Consider the following 13,696-nt stretch of genomic DNA (forward strand, 5'->3'; position numbering starts at 1 on the left):
GTGCGGGTCCGTCGTGGTTACCCGCGCGGTTCCCCGCGCCCCTTATCGGCGTTCCAGTTCATGGCGTAGATCGTCCAGCTCCGTTCCGCCCGCCATCTGGCGTGTCAGCTCGTCCAGGGTGATGTCGTCCCGCTCGTGGTTGCCGACCATCGTGCCGCGCTTCAGGAGGACGAAGCGGTCGCCCACCAGGTACGCGTGGTGCGGGTTGTGGGTGATGAGGACGACACCGAGGCCCTGGTCGCGGGCGGCCGCCACGTACTTCAGGACGACGCCGGACTGCTTCACGCCGAGGGCGGCGGTCGGCTCGTCCAGGACGAGTACCTTCGCGCCGAAGTACACCGCGCGTGCGATCGCCACGCACTGGCGTTCGCCGCCGGAGAGGGTGCCGATGGGCTGGTCGACGTCGCGCAGGTCGATGCCCATGCGCAGCAGCTCGGCGTGGGTGGTGCGGCGCATGTGGTCGACGTCCATGCGCTTGAACGGGGCGACGCCCTTGCGGGGCTCGGAGCCGAGGAAGAAGTTGCGCCAGACCGGCATCAGCGGGACGACGGCGAGGTCCTGGTAGACGGTGGCGATGCCGCGGTCGAGGGCTTCGCGCGGGGAGGAGAGCCGGGTCTCCTCGCCGTCGAGGGCGAGAGTGCCGCCGTCGTGCTGGTGCAGCCCGGAGATGATCTTGATGAGGGTGGACTTGCCCGCGCCGTTGTCGCCGAGGACGCAGGTGATCTCGCCCGCGTGCACCTGGAGGGACACGCCTTCCAGGGCGCGTACGTTGCCGTAGTTCTTGCTGACGCCGGACAGCTCGACGAGCGCCTCGCGTGCTGGGGTCTCGGTGGTCTCGGTCATGCGGTGGCCTCCGCGCGCTTGCGGACCCAGGCGTTGAGCAGGGTCGCGAGGAGCAGCATCGCTCCGAGGAAGAACTTGAACCAGTCGGGGTTCCACTCGGCGAAGACGATGCCCTTGCTGGTCATGCCGAAGATGAACGCGCCGACCGCCGAGCCCACGGCGCTGCCGTAGCCGCCGGTGATCAGGCAGCCGCCGATGACGGCCGCGATGATGTAGATCAGCTCGTTGCCGACGCCCTCGCCGGACTGGACGACGTCGTAGGAGAAGAGCAGGTGCTGGCCGGAGATCCAGGCGCCGAACCCGACGCCCATGTAGAGGCCGATCTTGGTCCTGGTGACCGGGACGCCCACCGCGCGGGCGGCGTCCTGGTTGCCGCCGACCGCGAAGATCCAGTTTCCGGCGCGGGTGCGCAGCAGGATCCAGCTGGCGACGGCGACCAGGGCGAGCCACCACAGGATGGTCACCTTGAAGCCGACGCCGCCCACGGTGATCGTGGACGCGAAGACGTCGCGGGCGGAGGGGAAGCCCTCCATGTCGGCGATCGACTTGGTGGAGACGGTGCCGTCGATCAGCTTGGTGAAGCCCAGGTTCAGGCCGGTCAGCATCAGGAACGTGCCCAGCGTGATGATGAAGCTGGGCAGCTTCGTGCGGGTCAGCATGAAGCCGTTGAACGCGCCGATCGCCAGGGTGACCAGCAGCGACACCCCGACGCCCACCCAGACGTTCGCGGTCATCTGGTAGCTGAACATCGACGACACCAGCGCCGACGAGGTGACCATGACACCGGCCGACAGGTCGAACTCGCCGCCGATCATCAGCAGGGCCACCGGGACGGCCATGATGCCGATCGTGGAGGCGGCGTAGAGCACGGTGCTCAGGCTCGCGGCGCGCAGGAAGCTGTCGGCGAAGAACGCGAAGAAGACGAAGACGGCGACGGCCCCGACGACCGATCCCAGTTCGGGACGGCCCAGGAGCTTCCGCAGCGGCGAGGTCCGCAGAATCCTTTCGTCAGCGTCGTTGGCCTGTGTGGCGTTCATCGGGTGCCCCGCTTGGTGTACTCGGCGAGCGCGGCGGCGTCGTCCTTGGTGATGATCTGCGGGCCGGTGAGCACGGGGCGGCCGCCACCGAGGACGTCGGCGTTGTACTTGTACAACCACAGCAGGTCGACGGCCTCGTAGCCCTGGAGGTACGGCTGCTGGTCGACCGCGAAGCCGAGGGTGCCGTCGGAGAGTCCGCCGGCCACCTTGGCGTTGAGGTCGAAGGTGTCGATCTCCGCCTTGCTGCCGGCGCCCTGCTTGGCCTTCACCGCGGTGTCGGCGTAGGGGGCGCCGAGGGTGACCACGGCGTCCACGGCCTTGTCGGTCTGGAGCTTGGCCTCGATGGCGGACTGCACGTCCGGCATGCTGGTGCCGTTGACGTAGAGGCGCTGGACCTTGCCGTCGAAGGTCTTCTCGACGCCGTCGCAGCGCTGCTCGTGGCCGACGTTGCCCTGCTCGTGGAGGACGCAGAGGGCCTGCTCGCGGCCCCGCCGGTTCAGTTCCTCGCCGACCGCCTCGCCGGCGATCGTCTCGTCCTGGCCGATGTGGGTGAGGGCGCCGAACTTCTTGGACACCTCGGAGCCGGAGTTCACCGTGATCACCGGGATGCCCGCCTTGCGGGCGCGGTCGAGGGCGGACTTCATCGCGTCGGGCTTGGCCAGCGTGACGATGATCCCGTCGACCTTCTTGTCGATGGCGGCGTTCACCAGCTGCGCCTGCTGCTGGGCCTCGTCGTCGTGGGAGTACAGGAAGTTGATGTTGTCCTTGACCGCCGCCTGCTCGGCGCCGCTCTGGACGATGTCCCAGAAGGTGTCGCCGTCGCCCGAGTGGGTGATCATCGCGAAGGTCCAGCGGGGTGTGTTCACCGCCGCCTGCCCCTGGGCCGACGCGGCCTTGCGGGCGTCCTCGGCGCGCTTGCCGCCAGTGCTGCTGCACCCGGCCAGGGACACCGACAGTGCCCCCGCCAGCGCTATGCCTACCCAGGTCCGAAACCGTGCCACGAGGCCGTGCCCTTCTTGCTGTGCCGTGCTGTGCGTGCCGGGCGCCGAAGGCTCCGGCCCGGGGTCCGGAGACCCCAAACGCCCCATTGTCCGACACACAAGCGGAGCCTTTGCCTCCGGGGACCGGACGACGGTCACATTGTCCGGACATTGCGACGAACCCGCACGGCGAGCGGCGTCCTCCGGGGGTGGGTCAGGGCCGTACGAGGAGCTGGAACTCGAAGGAGTACCGGGAGGGGCGGTAGGTGTGGGTGCCGAACTCCACCGCGCGTCCCGTGTCGTCGAAGGTCGTGCGCTCCATCGTGAGCAGGGGCGCGCCCTCGTCCTCGCCGAGCCGTTCGGCCTCGCCGGCGGTGGCGGCGCGGGCGCCGATGGACTGGCGGGCGCTGTGCAGGGTGATGCCGGCGGCGCGCATCAGCCGGTACAGGCCCGTCGCCTCCAGCTGGCCGGTGTCGAGGTCCAGGAGGCCGGAGGGCAGGTAGTTGCACAGGTACGCCATCGGCTCCGCGTGGGTCAGCCGCAGCCGCTCGACGCGGTGCACCTCGGCCCCCTCGGCCACCCCGAGTGCGGCGGCGGCCTCCGCGGGCGCCGGGACGACCGTGTTGACCAGCACCTTGGTCGCGGGTCGCTGGCCCGCGGCCTCCAGGTCGTCGTAGAGGCTGCTGAGTTCCAGCGGGCGCCTGACCTTGCTGTGCACCACCTGGGTGCCCACGCCGCGGCGGCGCACCAGCAGCCCCTTGTCGACGAGCGACTGGATGGCCTGGCGGACGGTGGGCCGGGACAGACCGAGCCGGGCGGCCAGCTCGATCTCGTTGCCGAGCAGGCTGCCCGGGGTGAGCGCGCCGTGTTCGATCGCCGCCTCCAGCTGCTGCGACAGCTGGAAGTACAGCGGCACGGGGCTGCTGCGATCCACGCTGAGGTCCAGCGACACGGTGGGGTCCACTTCTGGTTTCGGCACGGCCCGAGCGTAGCTCCGTGCGGTGGTGACGGGAAGTTGTGTAGTTCGATTGTCCGGACATACGCATTGACAGGGTGCGTGCGGTGAGCCCACTTTGATTCCATGCGCATCGGGGTCATCGGGACGGGCCGCATCGGCACCGTTCACGCCAACACACTCAGCCGCCACCGCGACGTCGGATCCCTGATCCTCACGGACGCCGACCTCCCGCGGGCCCAGGATCTGGCCCACCGGCTCGGGGAGACGGCGGCGCCCGGAGTGGACGAGATCTTCCGGTGGGGCGTGGACGCGGTGGTGATCACCACGGCGACCCCGGCCCACGCGGAACTGATCGGCCGGGCGGCGCGCTCGGGGCTGCCGGTGTTCTGCGAGAAGCCCATCGCGCTGGACCTGGCCGGCACGTTACAGGCGATCGCCGAGGTGGAGGCGGCCGGGACGGTGCTGCAGATGGGGTTCCAGCGGCGCTTCGACGCGGGGTACCGGGGCGCCAGGGAGGCGGTGCGGGCCGGGCGGCTCGGACGGCTGCACACCGTGCGGGCGGTGACGAGCGACCAGGCGCCGCCGCCGGCCGATTGCCTGCCGCAGTCCGGCGGGCTGTACCGGGACACGCTCATCCACGACTTCGACGTGCTGCGCTGGGTGACCGGGCGGGAGGTCACCGACGTGTACGCCGCCGGGTCGGACGCCGGGCCGCCGATGTTCCGCGCGGCGGACGACGTGGACACCGGTGCCGCGCTGCTCACGCTGGACGACGGCACGCTGGCCACGGTGACGGCGACGCGGCTGAACGGGGCGGGGTACGACGTGCGCATGGAGCTGGCCGGGGAGCTGGACCAGATCGTCGTCGGCCTGGACGACCGTACGCCGATCGCGTCCACCGAGCCGACCGGTCCCCCGGCCGCGGACAAGCCGTGGACGGGCTTCGTGGAGCGGTTCGGGCCCGCCTACGAGGCGGAGCTGGCCACCTTCGTGGAGGTGGTGCGCGGTGAGCGGGCCAACCCGTGCGACGGCCGCGAGGCGCTGCAGGCGCTGCGCGTCGCCGAGGCCTGCGACGTCTCCCGCCGCGAGCGCAGGCCCGTGCGGCTGGCCGAGGTCCCCGGGGCCGCGGCGGCCGCGGCGGGCTGACCCGGTCGGGTCACGGTCCGCTCCCCCGGCTCCGGCCCCCGTCCTCCTGGTACTCCTCCAGCAGGCCCGCGTCATGGGCCAGCAGGGCGATCTGGACGCGGTTGCCGAGGTCCAGCTTGGCCAGGATGCGGGAGACGTGGGTCTTGACGGTGGCCACGCTCATGTACAGCTCCGCGGCGATGGCGGCGTTGGCCAGGCCCCGGCCGACCGCGACGGCGACCTCGCGTTCGCGGTCGTTGAGCGTGCCGACGCGCTCACGGGCGCGGGTGCGGCGGGTGTCGGCGACGCCCCCGGCCGCCCGGTCCATCAGCTGCCGGGTCACGGCGGGCGACAGCACGGGATCGCCGGCCGCGACCCGCCGCACGGCCTCGAGGATCTCGGCGGGCGGGGTGTCCTTGAGGACGAACCCGGCGGCGCCGGCGCGCAGGGCGCGGAGCACCTGGTCGTCGGCGTGGAACGTGGTGAGCACGATGATCTGCGGGGCGTCGGCGCGGGCCCGCAGCCGCTCGGTCGCCGTCAGGCCGTCGACGACCGGCATCCGGATGTCCATGAGGACGACGTCCGCGCCGGTGCGGTCGACGAGGGCCTCGACCTCCCCGCCGTCGGCCGCCTCCCCGACGATCTCGACGTCCTCGGCACCGCCCAGCATCAGGGACAGCCCGGCCCGCACCAACGGGTCGTCGTCGACGACGAGCAGTCTGATCGCAGTCATGGGCCCTACGTAATCACGGCTGCCGGTGACGGGGTCCGGCCTGTGCGGGCTCGTCGCTGCGACACTACGGTCGCGGAGGGGCCTGCTTGAACGGGTCGCTCATGACTCTCAGTACCGGGTGTCCGACCCACATGCGAACCAGCTGGGAGAAGAGGGCATGCTCCGCTTCACCGCAACAGGACGTCGACGCCATGATCCGCGAAGATCTCTTGGAGCACCCCGAAATCGGCCCCGGCTCGCCTGTCGCTTGCTCGGTCGCCGACCATTCGTGACCTCGCGATGTCCGAGTTCTCCCACGCCAGAGTAAACGGAGGTGCGGCACCAAAGCCTCCTCGGAGGCAGTCGTCCACGGCAGCGAGATTCCACCCGAAGTACCCGCCAGGCCCGTTGATGGCCTCACCCAGCGCACAGTAGAAGCCGGCCGCGTCAACGACCTGTCGGCCGTCCAAGGTGAACACCTGTCCTGGCGCGGTGTCCTCGGGGCGTTCGCGACGCTGGTATCGCCGGGACCACAGAGCCACGGACAACCAGGCTATTCGTCCTTCCGCGTCGAGAGAGTGCCACAAACCCTTCCGGCTCAGTCGGCCCGTTCTAAGAAGTTCCCACACCCATGCCGAGCCCGGGAGAAGCTGATCGCACCACAGACGCACAGTGACATCGAGAAGACCCTCTCCATGCAGTGACGGTTCGGCGGCCGTCACGGTGACACCGGTGACGAAGTAGGAACCCATCTCGACGCCTTGAGCGTCCAGGAAGGCCACGTCCGCGCTCCCCGCAGATGCGCGGCGGCCGCCAAGGTGGTCGATGCACTTCAGGAGTGTTCCCTGCGGCAGGCACCCCAGGAGCTCGACTTGGCGCAGACCGTCCTCACTTGAGGTGAACAAACCCCGGGCCTCCTGCGCGAATCCCCAGAAATCGCTCTCGTCCTCGTCGCTCGTCAAGGCGTACTTGCGCCCACCTCCTGCACTGCCCGCCATTTCCGCACACCTCCTGAGCCGAGGAGCCTACAGAGGAGCCGATCCGTGTGGGGTTCCACGTGATACCGAACGACCGCACCGGCACCGAGGTGAGTTGAGCATCCGTGCCCCGGATTGAGGAGCGTCAGTGGAGGGTCCGACCTCGCCCATCAGTCCGACTTCGGCACCGCGTACGCTCGTTCGCCGACCGTCCGACGCAGACTGGAGAGGGAGTAGGAGCGCATGACGGGGGACAAGGACTCGCACGGGCTCGCGGCGGGGGCCGACAGAGCCGCCCAACCTGCCGAGAACGCCCATCCCCGGCTACGTACGCGCCCCCTTCAATGGCTTCTGTTCAACAGCGCGAGCGTCGCGGCCTCGGTGAGTCTGACGTGGCTCGCGCCGGTGATTCCGTTGCCGGGCCTGCTGCGCGGCATGGCCTTCCCCGCCTCCGCGCTGCTCATACCCCTGGCTCTCGTCCTGGTACCAGCCCTCTTGCTCCGCCGTATCCCTCATAAGAAGCCGCCGAGACTAGCCATCGTTGCGCTCGCCGTTGCCCTCGTTGCCGCAGTCGTGCTGGCGGTCATCACCCGCCAGGCCGGCAACGAGCGGGCGCTGCAAGAACGCGGCCGGTGGGCCGAGGCTGTCGTGATAGACGTCGAGAACCGCAAAACCGACAAGTGCACGCTCCGAACCCGCGACGGGCGGAAGATCTCACCTCAGCTGTCGGAGGGCGACGGCTGCGAAGCCGATTGGGTCGAGCCGGGCGACAAGTTGCGTGTGCTGTACGACCCCAAGGGGGCAGCCGGTCCGTTGGAGGAGGCGGACGCGGAGCTTGAACCCGACTCGTACCGGATGGCGATCGGCTGCCTGGCGGCGCTGATCATCGCGGCAGGCACATGGGGCTGTACGCGGCTGAATCGGCGTGAAATCGAGTAGGGGGGACGCCTCTCCCAGTACACGGTGGGGCGATGCCGCGGCCCCCTTCAGCCTCCAGTGAGTCTCCAGGCGACCACCTCGGAACCAGTAGCACCACGAGCCGACGGCACCGGCGGCTCTGGGAACGCTCGGGAGACGGAGAGGTCACAGAAGACCACGTTCAAAACACCCGCTCACCCCCACGGCAGCCGCGCCCGCACCTCGAAGCCCCCCTCGGGGGTGGCGCCGTGTTCCAGGGTGCCGCCGGCGAGGACGGCTCGCTCGGTCAGGCCGATCAGTCCCTGTCCGGAGCCGGGCACGTGGGGCACCTCGCCGTCCGCCGGGGCGTTGCGCACCGAGATCGCGAGGCCGTCGCCCGGGGCGCCGCCGACCGAGACGGTGACCTCGGTGCCGGGGGCGTGCTTGCGGGCGTTGGTGAGGGCCTCCTGGGCGATGCGGTAGGCGGTGCGGCCGACGGAGGCGGGGACCGCGGCGGGGTCGTCGACCCGGCCCGCGAGGGTGACCTTCATGCCGGCCTCCCGGGACTCGGTGACCAGCGCGTCGAGTGCCGCGAGCGTGGGCTGCGGGCGGCCCCTCGCGTCGTCGGACTCCGCCGACCGCAGGACGCCGATGATCTCCCGCAGGTCCTGGAGCGCCTCGTGCGCGCTCTCGCGGATGACGCCGGCCGCCCGCACCACCTCCTCCCGGGGCGCGTCGGGGCGGAACTCCAGGGCGCCCGCGTGCACGCTGAGCAGGGTCAGCCGGTGGGCGAGGACGTCGTGCATCTCCCGGGCGATGGCCTCCCGCGCGAGCCGCTGGGCCTGCTCCGCCCGCAGCCGCGCCTCGGTCTCGGCCCGCCGGGCGCGGTCGCGGAGGCTGAGCATGAGCTGCCGCTTGGAGCGGGCGAGCATGCCCCAGCCGACCACGGCGGCGGTGAGCAGGGTGCCGAAGACGAGGGAGCCGAGGTAGGGCAGTTCGGGGTCGGGGCGCAGCCAGTAGTACAGGGGCTGGAGCGCGATCTGGACGCCGGCCACCCAGGCCACGTACCGGAAGGGGCGGTGCACGGCCAGGGTGAACAGGGCGACCAGCGTGGCGCCGCCCGAGGTGACGGAGACGAAGCCGAGCGGCAGCATCGCGACGGCGAGCCCGACCGGCCACCGGCGCCTGAGCCAGACCGCGGCGCAGGCGAGGGCGCCGATCAGCTGGTCGGCGACTTGCAGGGCGTGGGAGAGGCCGGGCTCGTTCTCCAGCTGCTCCGCCGCGAGGAGACCGATCACGACGGCGATCAGGAAGCAGGAGAAGTCGACGATCCAGTCGCGGGCGGTGCGCCTGGGCCGCCGGAGCCGGCCGCCCGGGGAGCCCGGGCCGGGACGGGGGTCGAGCTGTTCGATCAGCGCCGACGGCAGCAGCCAGCGGCGCCCTGGGAACGCCGCGGGGATCCGCTCGGGGCTGTTGTCGCTCACGGTCGACAAATCTACGCAGCGCCCGGCGCGGCGACGATCCCGCGCGCGGGATCACCGACCGAAGTCGCGGGATCGCAGACTTTCGGCTCACCGGAGGCCGGGACGGAGGGCCTTCGGTCGGGGAGATCTCGCCCCGCGGCCGATGTGGGTGGGGGGTCCGCGGGGCGAGAGTCGGTGGCATGAAGGAGTTGCTGGAGTTCCTGGGACTGCTGGCCGTGATCCAGGGCGTGATGGGGCTGGTGCACGAGTTCACCGACTGGAAGTGGGGCCTGGTGCAGAAGGTCGGCTTCCTCGACGGTGCCGAGCTCTACGCGAGCGTGGCGCTGCTCGTGCTCGGCGCCGCGCTGTTCGCGGCGGCCGAGAGCAGAAAGCCCGGCTGAGTCACCCGCCCCGGCCGCCGCGGGCGGGCCGGACCCGGCTGGACCCGGCCGGTGGTGGCCGCCGGGCTCCCGGCCGGCGGCCACCGGCCTTCTGGTCCGGCTTCAGCAGCCGTGGTCCACGAGGTCGAAGGACTCGTAGTGGTCGGCCGTGTAGTAGTCCTCCTGGTTCGCCTCGCCGGTCACGATGCGCCGGGCGCCGCGGGTGTCGGAGCCCGGGGTGATCACGGTGTACTCGTGGTAGTAGCCGCTGGACTGACCGGGCAGGATGCCCTCCCGGTTCTGGAAGACGGTCCCGTCCTGCTCGAACGGGTAGGGACCGCCCTGCTCGATCAGGTCGAGGGTGTCGTGCGCCTGGGAGGGCAGGGCGCTGTAGCAGATGTCGCCGACCGCCGCCGGAGCGGCGCCGGCGGTGGTCGCGGAGACGGTGCCGCCCACGAGGAGGGCGGACAGGACTGCGGTTGCCGCGCCGAGCCGGGCGGCGTGTGGGGGGAATCGCATGGCTTCATGATGACGCGCGTAGACCATGGCATGTCAATGACAAGAAAGTGGAGTTTCCCTGGACGTCATATGTGTTTTCGGCGCGTTCACCCTCCGCGCGGCCGTTGCCCCGGCCGCCGGGATTCGGCGTCCGTTCACCGCCAGCACCGGCGCCTGCCGCCCGCTGGGATGGACCCATGAACACGAACACGAACGCACTCACCCACCCGGCCGCTCCCCTGCTCGGCCGGACCGCCCTCGTCACCGGAGGCAGCCGCGGCATCGGCGCGGCCGTCGCGCTGCGGCTGGCCCGGGAGGGCGCCGATGTGGCGCTGACCTTTGTGAACGGCAAGGACGCGGCGGCGGACGTCGTACGCGCCGTGGAGGCCCTGGGGCGCCGGGCGGTGGCCCTGCGGGCGGACTCCGCCGACCCCAAGGAGGCGGAGGGAGCGGTGGAGCGCGCGGCGCTCGCGCTCGGGGGCGGCCCCGACGTGCTGGTCAACAACGCGGGTCTGGGTCTGCTGGGCCCGCTGGAGACCCTGACCGCCGCCGACGTGGACCGGCTGCTCGCGGTGAACGTCCGGGGTGTCTTCCTGGCCTCCCGGGCGGCCGCGGCCCGCATGACCGAGGGCGGGCGGATCATCACGGTCGGCAGCTGCATGACCCAGCGCGTGCCCGGCCCCGGCGGCACCCTGTACGCGATGAGCAAGTCGGCGCTGGCCGGCCTGACCAAGGCGCTGGCCAGGGAGCTGGGGCCGCGCGGGATCACGGCGAACATCGTCCACCCGGGGCCGATCGACACCGACATGAACCCGGCCGACGGCCCCTTCGCCGCGGGGCAGGCGGCGCTGACGGCCCTGGGCCGCTTCGGCACGGCCGACGAGGTGGCGTCGACCGTCGCGCACCTGGCGCAGGCCACCTACGTCACGGGCGCGGAGTTCGCGGTGGACGGCGGCCACGCGGCCTAGGCCGTCCGTTCGGCTCGTGCCGACGTCGCGGGGCCCCGGCCCCTACCGTCCGCGGATGCGCGCGCCGCGCGGCGAAGTCCCCGTGACGGGACGGGAAAAGCGCACGCGCGGGGCGCCCGGTGCTGTCCGGCCGGGCGCCCCGCGCGTGGGTGTGAGGGGCGGGTCAGCCGCCCAGCTCCTGGTGGCGGGCGGCCAGGTGGGCCGCGCCGTCCTCGGTCAGGGAACCGAACAGGCGCAGGCGGGAGATGCCGCCGTCGGGGAAGATGTCGACGCGCGCGTGCGTGCCGACGGCGGCCTCCCGCAGGACGAAGCGGTGGTTGGTGTCGGGCTGGAGGCGGGTGCGCGGCAGGATCTCGCGCCACTCGCCGCTGTCGCCGTCCCGCACGGACACCGAGGCCCAGCCGGCCGAGTTGCCCTTCAGGTAGGCCGTGTCGATCTCGATGGCGCGGATCTGCGAGCGGTCCACCAGCCGGTAGCGGATCCAGTCGTTGCCCTGGTCGCGGCGGCGGCGGGTCTCCCAGCCGTCGTCCATCTTGCGGGAGCGGCCCGGCTGGATGGTGTTGGTGGCCGGCGAGTAGAAGAGGTTCGAGGCGTCCTCGGCCTGCCCGCCGTTCTCCAGGGCGACCACGTCGAAGGTGCCGAGCGCGGTGAGCCAGGCCGGGTCGGGCAGCACCTCGCCGTACACCCGCAGGCGGGCGATGCCGCCGTCGGGGTGCTGCTTGAGGCGCAGGTGGGTGAAGCGCTGCTCGGCCGAGACGGCGAAGCCGTTGGCGGCGTGGCCGCCGACGGCGGTGCGCGGGACGAGGGTCGTCCACTTGACGTCGGCCGCGAGCAGTTCCTCCGCCGACGGGGAGCCCTCGACGTTGGCGCCCTCGACGGAGACCGCCTGCGGGTAGTTGCCCCGGAAGTGCGCGGTGTCGACGACGATGCCGCGGATCACGCCGGGCGCGCCCAGCCGGACCAGCGCCCAGTCGTGGTCGTCCTCGGTGGGCCAGGGGTGCTCGGCGGAGGCGCCGCGCCGCCGGCGGGTCTCCCAGCCGTCCATGACCTTGCCCTTGTGCCCGAAGTGCTCGGGGTCGAACTCGGCGGGCTCGGGCACCAGCAGGTTCTCGCGCTGGGCGAAGAACTCGTCGTTGGCGGCGACGACACCGGCGCCGAGCCGCCGGTCGGCGAGGTTCGCGAGATGGGTGAACGGGAGGTCGGCCGTGCGGTAGTCCGCGTACGGGTCACCGCCTCCGTAGGGGTTCGCGTCGCCGGTGAAGCTGGCCAACTGGGAGTTCTGCTGGGCCGTCACGGTGATCAGGTGTTCCTCTCGGGGTCGTTCGGGGTCATCTGGGTGCAGGAGGTCCGGACGTCTCAGGTCCGGGTGAGGAGCTGTCCCTTCGGGTCGGTGAACGCGCCGTCCGCCACGATGCGCTCTCCGCGCAGCCAGGTGGACTTCACGACGCCGTACAGGGTCTTGCCCGCGTACGCGGTGACGCGGTTGCGGTGCTGGAGGGCGGCCGGGTCTACGGTGAACGTCTCGTCGGGGGCGAGGACGGCGAAGTCCGCGTCGTGGCCGGCGGCGATGGCGCCCTTGCGCCCGTCGAGGCCGACCTGGCGCGCCGTGTGGGCCGACATCCAGCGGACGATGTCCTCCAGGCCGAGTCCGCGCTCGCGGGCCTTGGTCCACATCGCCGGCAGGCTGAGCTGGAGGCCGGCGATGCCGCCCCAGGCGGTGGCGAAGTCGCCGGTCTTGAGGTCCGCGGTGGAGGGCGAGTGGTCGGTGACGACGCAGTCGATGGTGCCGTCGGCGAGCGCCTGCCACAGCAGGTCCTGGTTGGCGGCCTCGCGGATGGGCGGGCAGCACTTGAACTCGCTGGCGCCGTCGGGCACTTCCTCGGCGGTCAGGGTGAGGTAGTGCGGGCAGGTCTCGACCGTCACCCGGACGCCGTCCGCGCGGGCCTCGGCTATCAGCGGCAGGGCGTCGCTGGAGGAGAGGTGCAGGACGTGCACGCGGGCGTTGAACCGCTTGGCCTGGGCGAGGAGGGTCGCGATCGCGGTGTCCTCGGCGTCGCGGGGGCGGCTGGCCAGGAAGTGGCTGTACTTCGGACCGCCCTGCTGCGGGGCCGCGGCCAGGTGGTGCGGGTCCTCGGCGTGCACGATGAGCAGGCCGTCGAAGGCGGCGATCTCCGCCAGCGACCGGGCGAGCTGCTCCTGGTCGAGGTGCGGGAACTCGTCGACCCCGGACGGCGACAGGAAGGCCTTGAAGCCGAAGACCCCGGCCTCGTGCAGCGGGCGCAGGTCCTTGACGTTGTCGGGCAGGGCGCCGCCCCAGAAGCCGACGTCGATGTGGGCCTTGGCGGCGGCGACCTCGCGCTTGACGCGCAGGTGGTCGACCGTCGTGGTCGGCGGGATGGAGTTCAGCGGCATGTCCACGAGGGTGGTGATGCCGCCGGCGGCGGCCGCGCGGGTGGCGGTCCAGAAGCCCTCCCACTCGGTGCGGCCGGGGTCGTTCACGTGGACGTGGGTGTCGACCAGTCCGGGGAGGACGACGTGGTCGCCGACGTCCTCGAGCCGGGCGCCCTCCGGGACGGGGGCGTCGTACGGGAGGACGGCCGTGATCGTCCCTCCGGCCACCGCGACCGACGCCGCGCGCGTCCCCTCGGGAGTGACGACGCGCGTCGAGCGCAGTACGAGTTCAGCCTGCGACACCCGAACCCCTCTCTTCCCTGCCAGGTGTTTCAACGTTCTGTTGAAGGAGTCTTCACTCCTCACGGGGGCCCGTCAAGAGGCACCCTTTGTGGGGGCATGCCCGGCGACCAAGGCCTGGACGTTTCCACAAAGCGGAATTAGAATTCCAGCAAGCAGAACGTAGC

At 71.6% G+C, this 13,696-nt stretch carries 14 protein-coding genes; 4 read left to right on the forward strand and 10 right to left on the reverse strand.

Going from position 1 to position 13,696, the window contains the following annotated elements; all coding sequences use genetic code 11:
- Positions 1-42: 42 nt before the first annotated feature.
- The 4 genes from IE108_RS15510 to IE108_RS15525 form a co-directional block, all read right to left on the reverse strand.
- The gene (locus tag IE108_RS15510) at positions 43-843 is read right to left on the reverse strand and encodes an ATP-binding cassette domain-containing protein (RefSeq protein ID WP_064730528.1); all 801 of its coding nucleotides are present in this window, start codon (positions 841-843) and stop codon (positions 43-45) included.
- Entirely contained in the window at positions 840-1,880 is a 1,041-nt protein-coding gene (locus IE108_RS15515; protein WP_064730527.1) for an ABC transporter permease, read from the reverse strand. Before IE108_RS15515 ends, IE108_RS15510 begins: the two co-directional genes overlap by 4 nt.
- Positions 1,877-2,881 carry a sugar ABC transporter substrate-binding protein gene (locus tag IE108_RS15520; RefSeq protein WP_064730526.1) on the reverse strand — a complete coding sequence of 335 codons (1,005 nt, stop codon included), beginning with the start codon at positions 2,879-2,881 and terminating at the stop codon, positions 1,877-1,879. Before IE108_RS15520 ends, IE108_RS15515 begins: the two co-directional genes overlap by 4 nt.
- A gap of 193 nt (positions 2,882-3,074) precedes the next feature.
- Positions 3,075-3,812, reverse strand: a complete 738-nt coding sequence (locus IE108_RS15525) for a myo-inositol degradation transcriptional regulator (RefSeq protein WP_107420500.1) — start codon at positions 3,810-3,812, stop codon at positions 3,075-3,077.
- A 129-nt stretch (positions 3,813-3,941) separates the two neighbouring features.
- On the opposite strand from IE108_RS15525, the gene IE108_RS15530 reads away from it, so the two are divergent.
- Entirely contained in the window at positions 3,942-4,964 is a 1,023-nt protein-coding gene (locus tag IE108_RS15530; RefSeq protein ID WP_064730524.1) for a Gfo/Idh/MocA family protein, read from the forward strand.
- A 10-nt stretch (positions 4,965-4,974) separates the two neighbouring features.
- Here IE108_RS15530 and IE108_RS15535 read toward each other — a convergent pair whose 3' ends face one another.
- Together IE108_RS15535 and IE108_RS15540 are read right to left on the reverse strand one after the other, a co-directional pair.
- Positions 4,975-5,676 (reverse strand): response regulator transcription factor, encoded by a 702-nt coding sequence (locus IE108_RS15535; RefSeq protein ID WP_064730523.1) that lies wholly within the window; start codon positions 5,674-5,676, stop codon positions 4,975-4,977.
- Positions 5,677-5,843: 167 nt separating this feature from the next.
- The gene (locus IE108_RS15540) at positions 5,844-6,653 is read right to left on the reverse strand and encodes a barstar family protein (protein ID WP_064730522.1); all 810 of its coding nucleotides are present in this window, start codon (positions 6,651-6,653) and stop codon (positions 5,844-5,846) included.
- Between the two features lie 222 nt (positions 6,654-6,875).
- On the opposite strand from IE108_RS15540, the gene IE108_RS15545 reads away from it, so the two are divergent.
- Positions 6,876-7,571 (forward strand): hypothetical protein, encoded by a 696-nt coding sequence (locus IE108_RS15545; RefSeq protein ID WP_079163715.1) that lies wholly within the window; start codon positions 6,876-6,878, stop codon positions 7,569-7,571.
- 173 nt (positions 7,572-7,744) lie between these two features.
- Here IE108_RS15545 and IE108_RS15550 read toward each other — a convergent pair whose 3' ends face one another.
- Positions 7,745-9,022, reverse strand: a complete 1,278-nt coding sequence (locus tag IE108_RS15550; RefSeq protein ID WP_064730521.1) for a sensor histidine kinase — start codon at positions 9,020-9,022, stop codon at positions 7,745-7,747.
- A gap of 170 nt (positions 9,023-9,192) precedes the next feature.
- On the opposite strand from IE108_RS15550, the gene IE108_RS15555 reads away from it, so the two are divergent.
- Entirely contained in the window at positions 9,193-9,393 is a 201-nt protein-coding gene (locus tag IE108_RS15555) for a hypothetical protein (RefSeq protein ID WP_064730520.1), read from the forward strand.
- Positions 9,394-9,495: 102 nt separating this feature from the next.
- Here IE108_RS15555 and IE108_RS15560 read toward each other — a convergent pair whose 3' ends face one another.
- Positions 9,496-9,891 (reverse strand): guanyl-specific ribonuclease, encoded by a 396-nt coding sequence (locus tag IE108_RS15560; RefSeq protein WP_064730519.1) that lies wholly within the window; start codon positions 9,889-9,891, stop codon positions 9,496-9,498.
- Positions 9,892-10,067: 176 nt separating this feature from the next.
- Between IE108_RS15560 and IE108_RS15565 the strand changes: the two genes are divergently transcribed.
- Positions 10,068-10,838 (forward strand): SDR family oxidoreductase, encoded by a 771-nt coding sequence (locus IE108_RS15565; RefSeq protein ID WP_064730518.1) that lies wholly within the window; start codon positions 10,068-10,070, stop codon positions 10,836-10,838.
- A gap of 163 nt (positions 10,839-11,001) precedes the next feature.
- On the opposite strand, the gene alc is transcribed toward IE108_RS15565, so the two are convergent.
- Positions 11,002-12,132 (reverse strand): allantoicase, encoded by a 1,131-nt coding sequence (gene alc, locus IE108_RS15570; RefSeq protein WP_064730517.1) that lies wholly within the window; start codon positions 12,130-12,132, stop codon positions 11,002-11,004.
- Positions 12,133-12,194: 62 nt separating this feature from the next.
- Positions 12,195-13,532, reverse strand: coding sequence for an allantoinase AllB (allB, locus tag IE108_RS15575; RefSeq protein WP_064730516.1), 1,338 nt, complete (start codon positions 13,530-13,532; stop codon positions 12,195-12,197).
- Positions 13,533-13,696: the final 164 nt, after the last annotated feature.

It is taken from the genome of Streptomyces parvulus (assembly GCF_014648855.1).
GTDB lineage: Bacteria > Actinomycetota > Actinomycetes > Streptomycetales > Streptomycetaceae > Streptomyces > Streptomyces parvulus.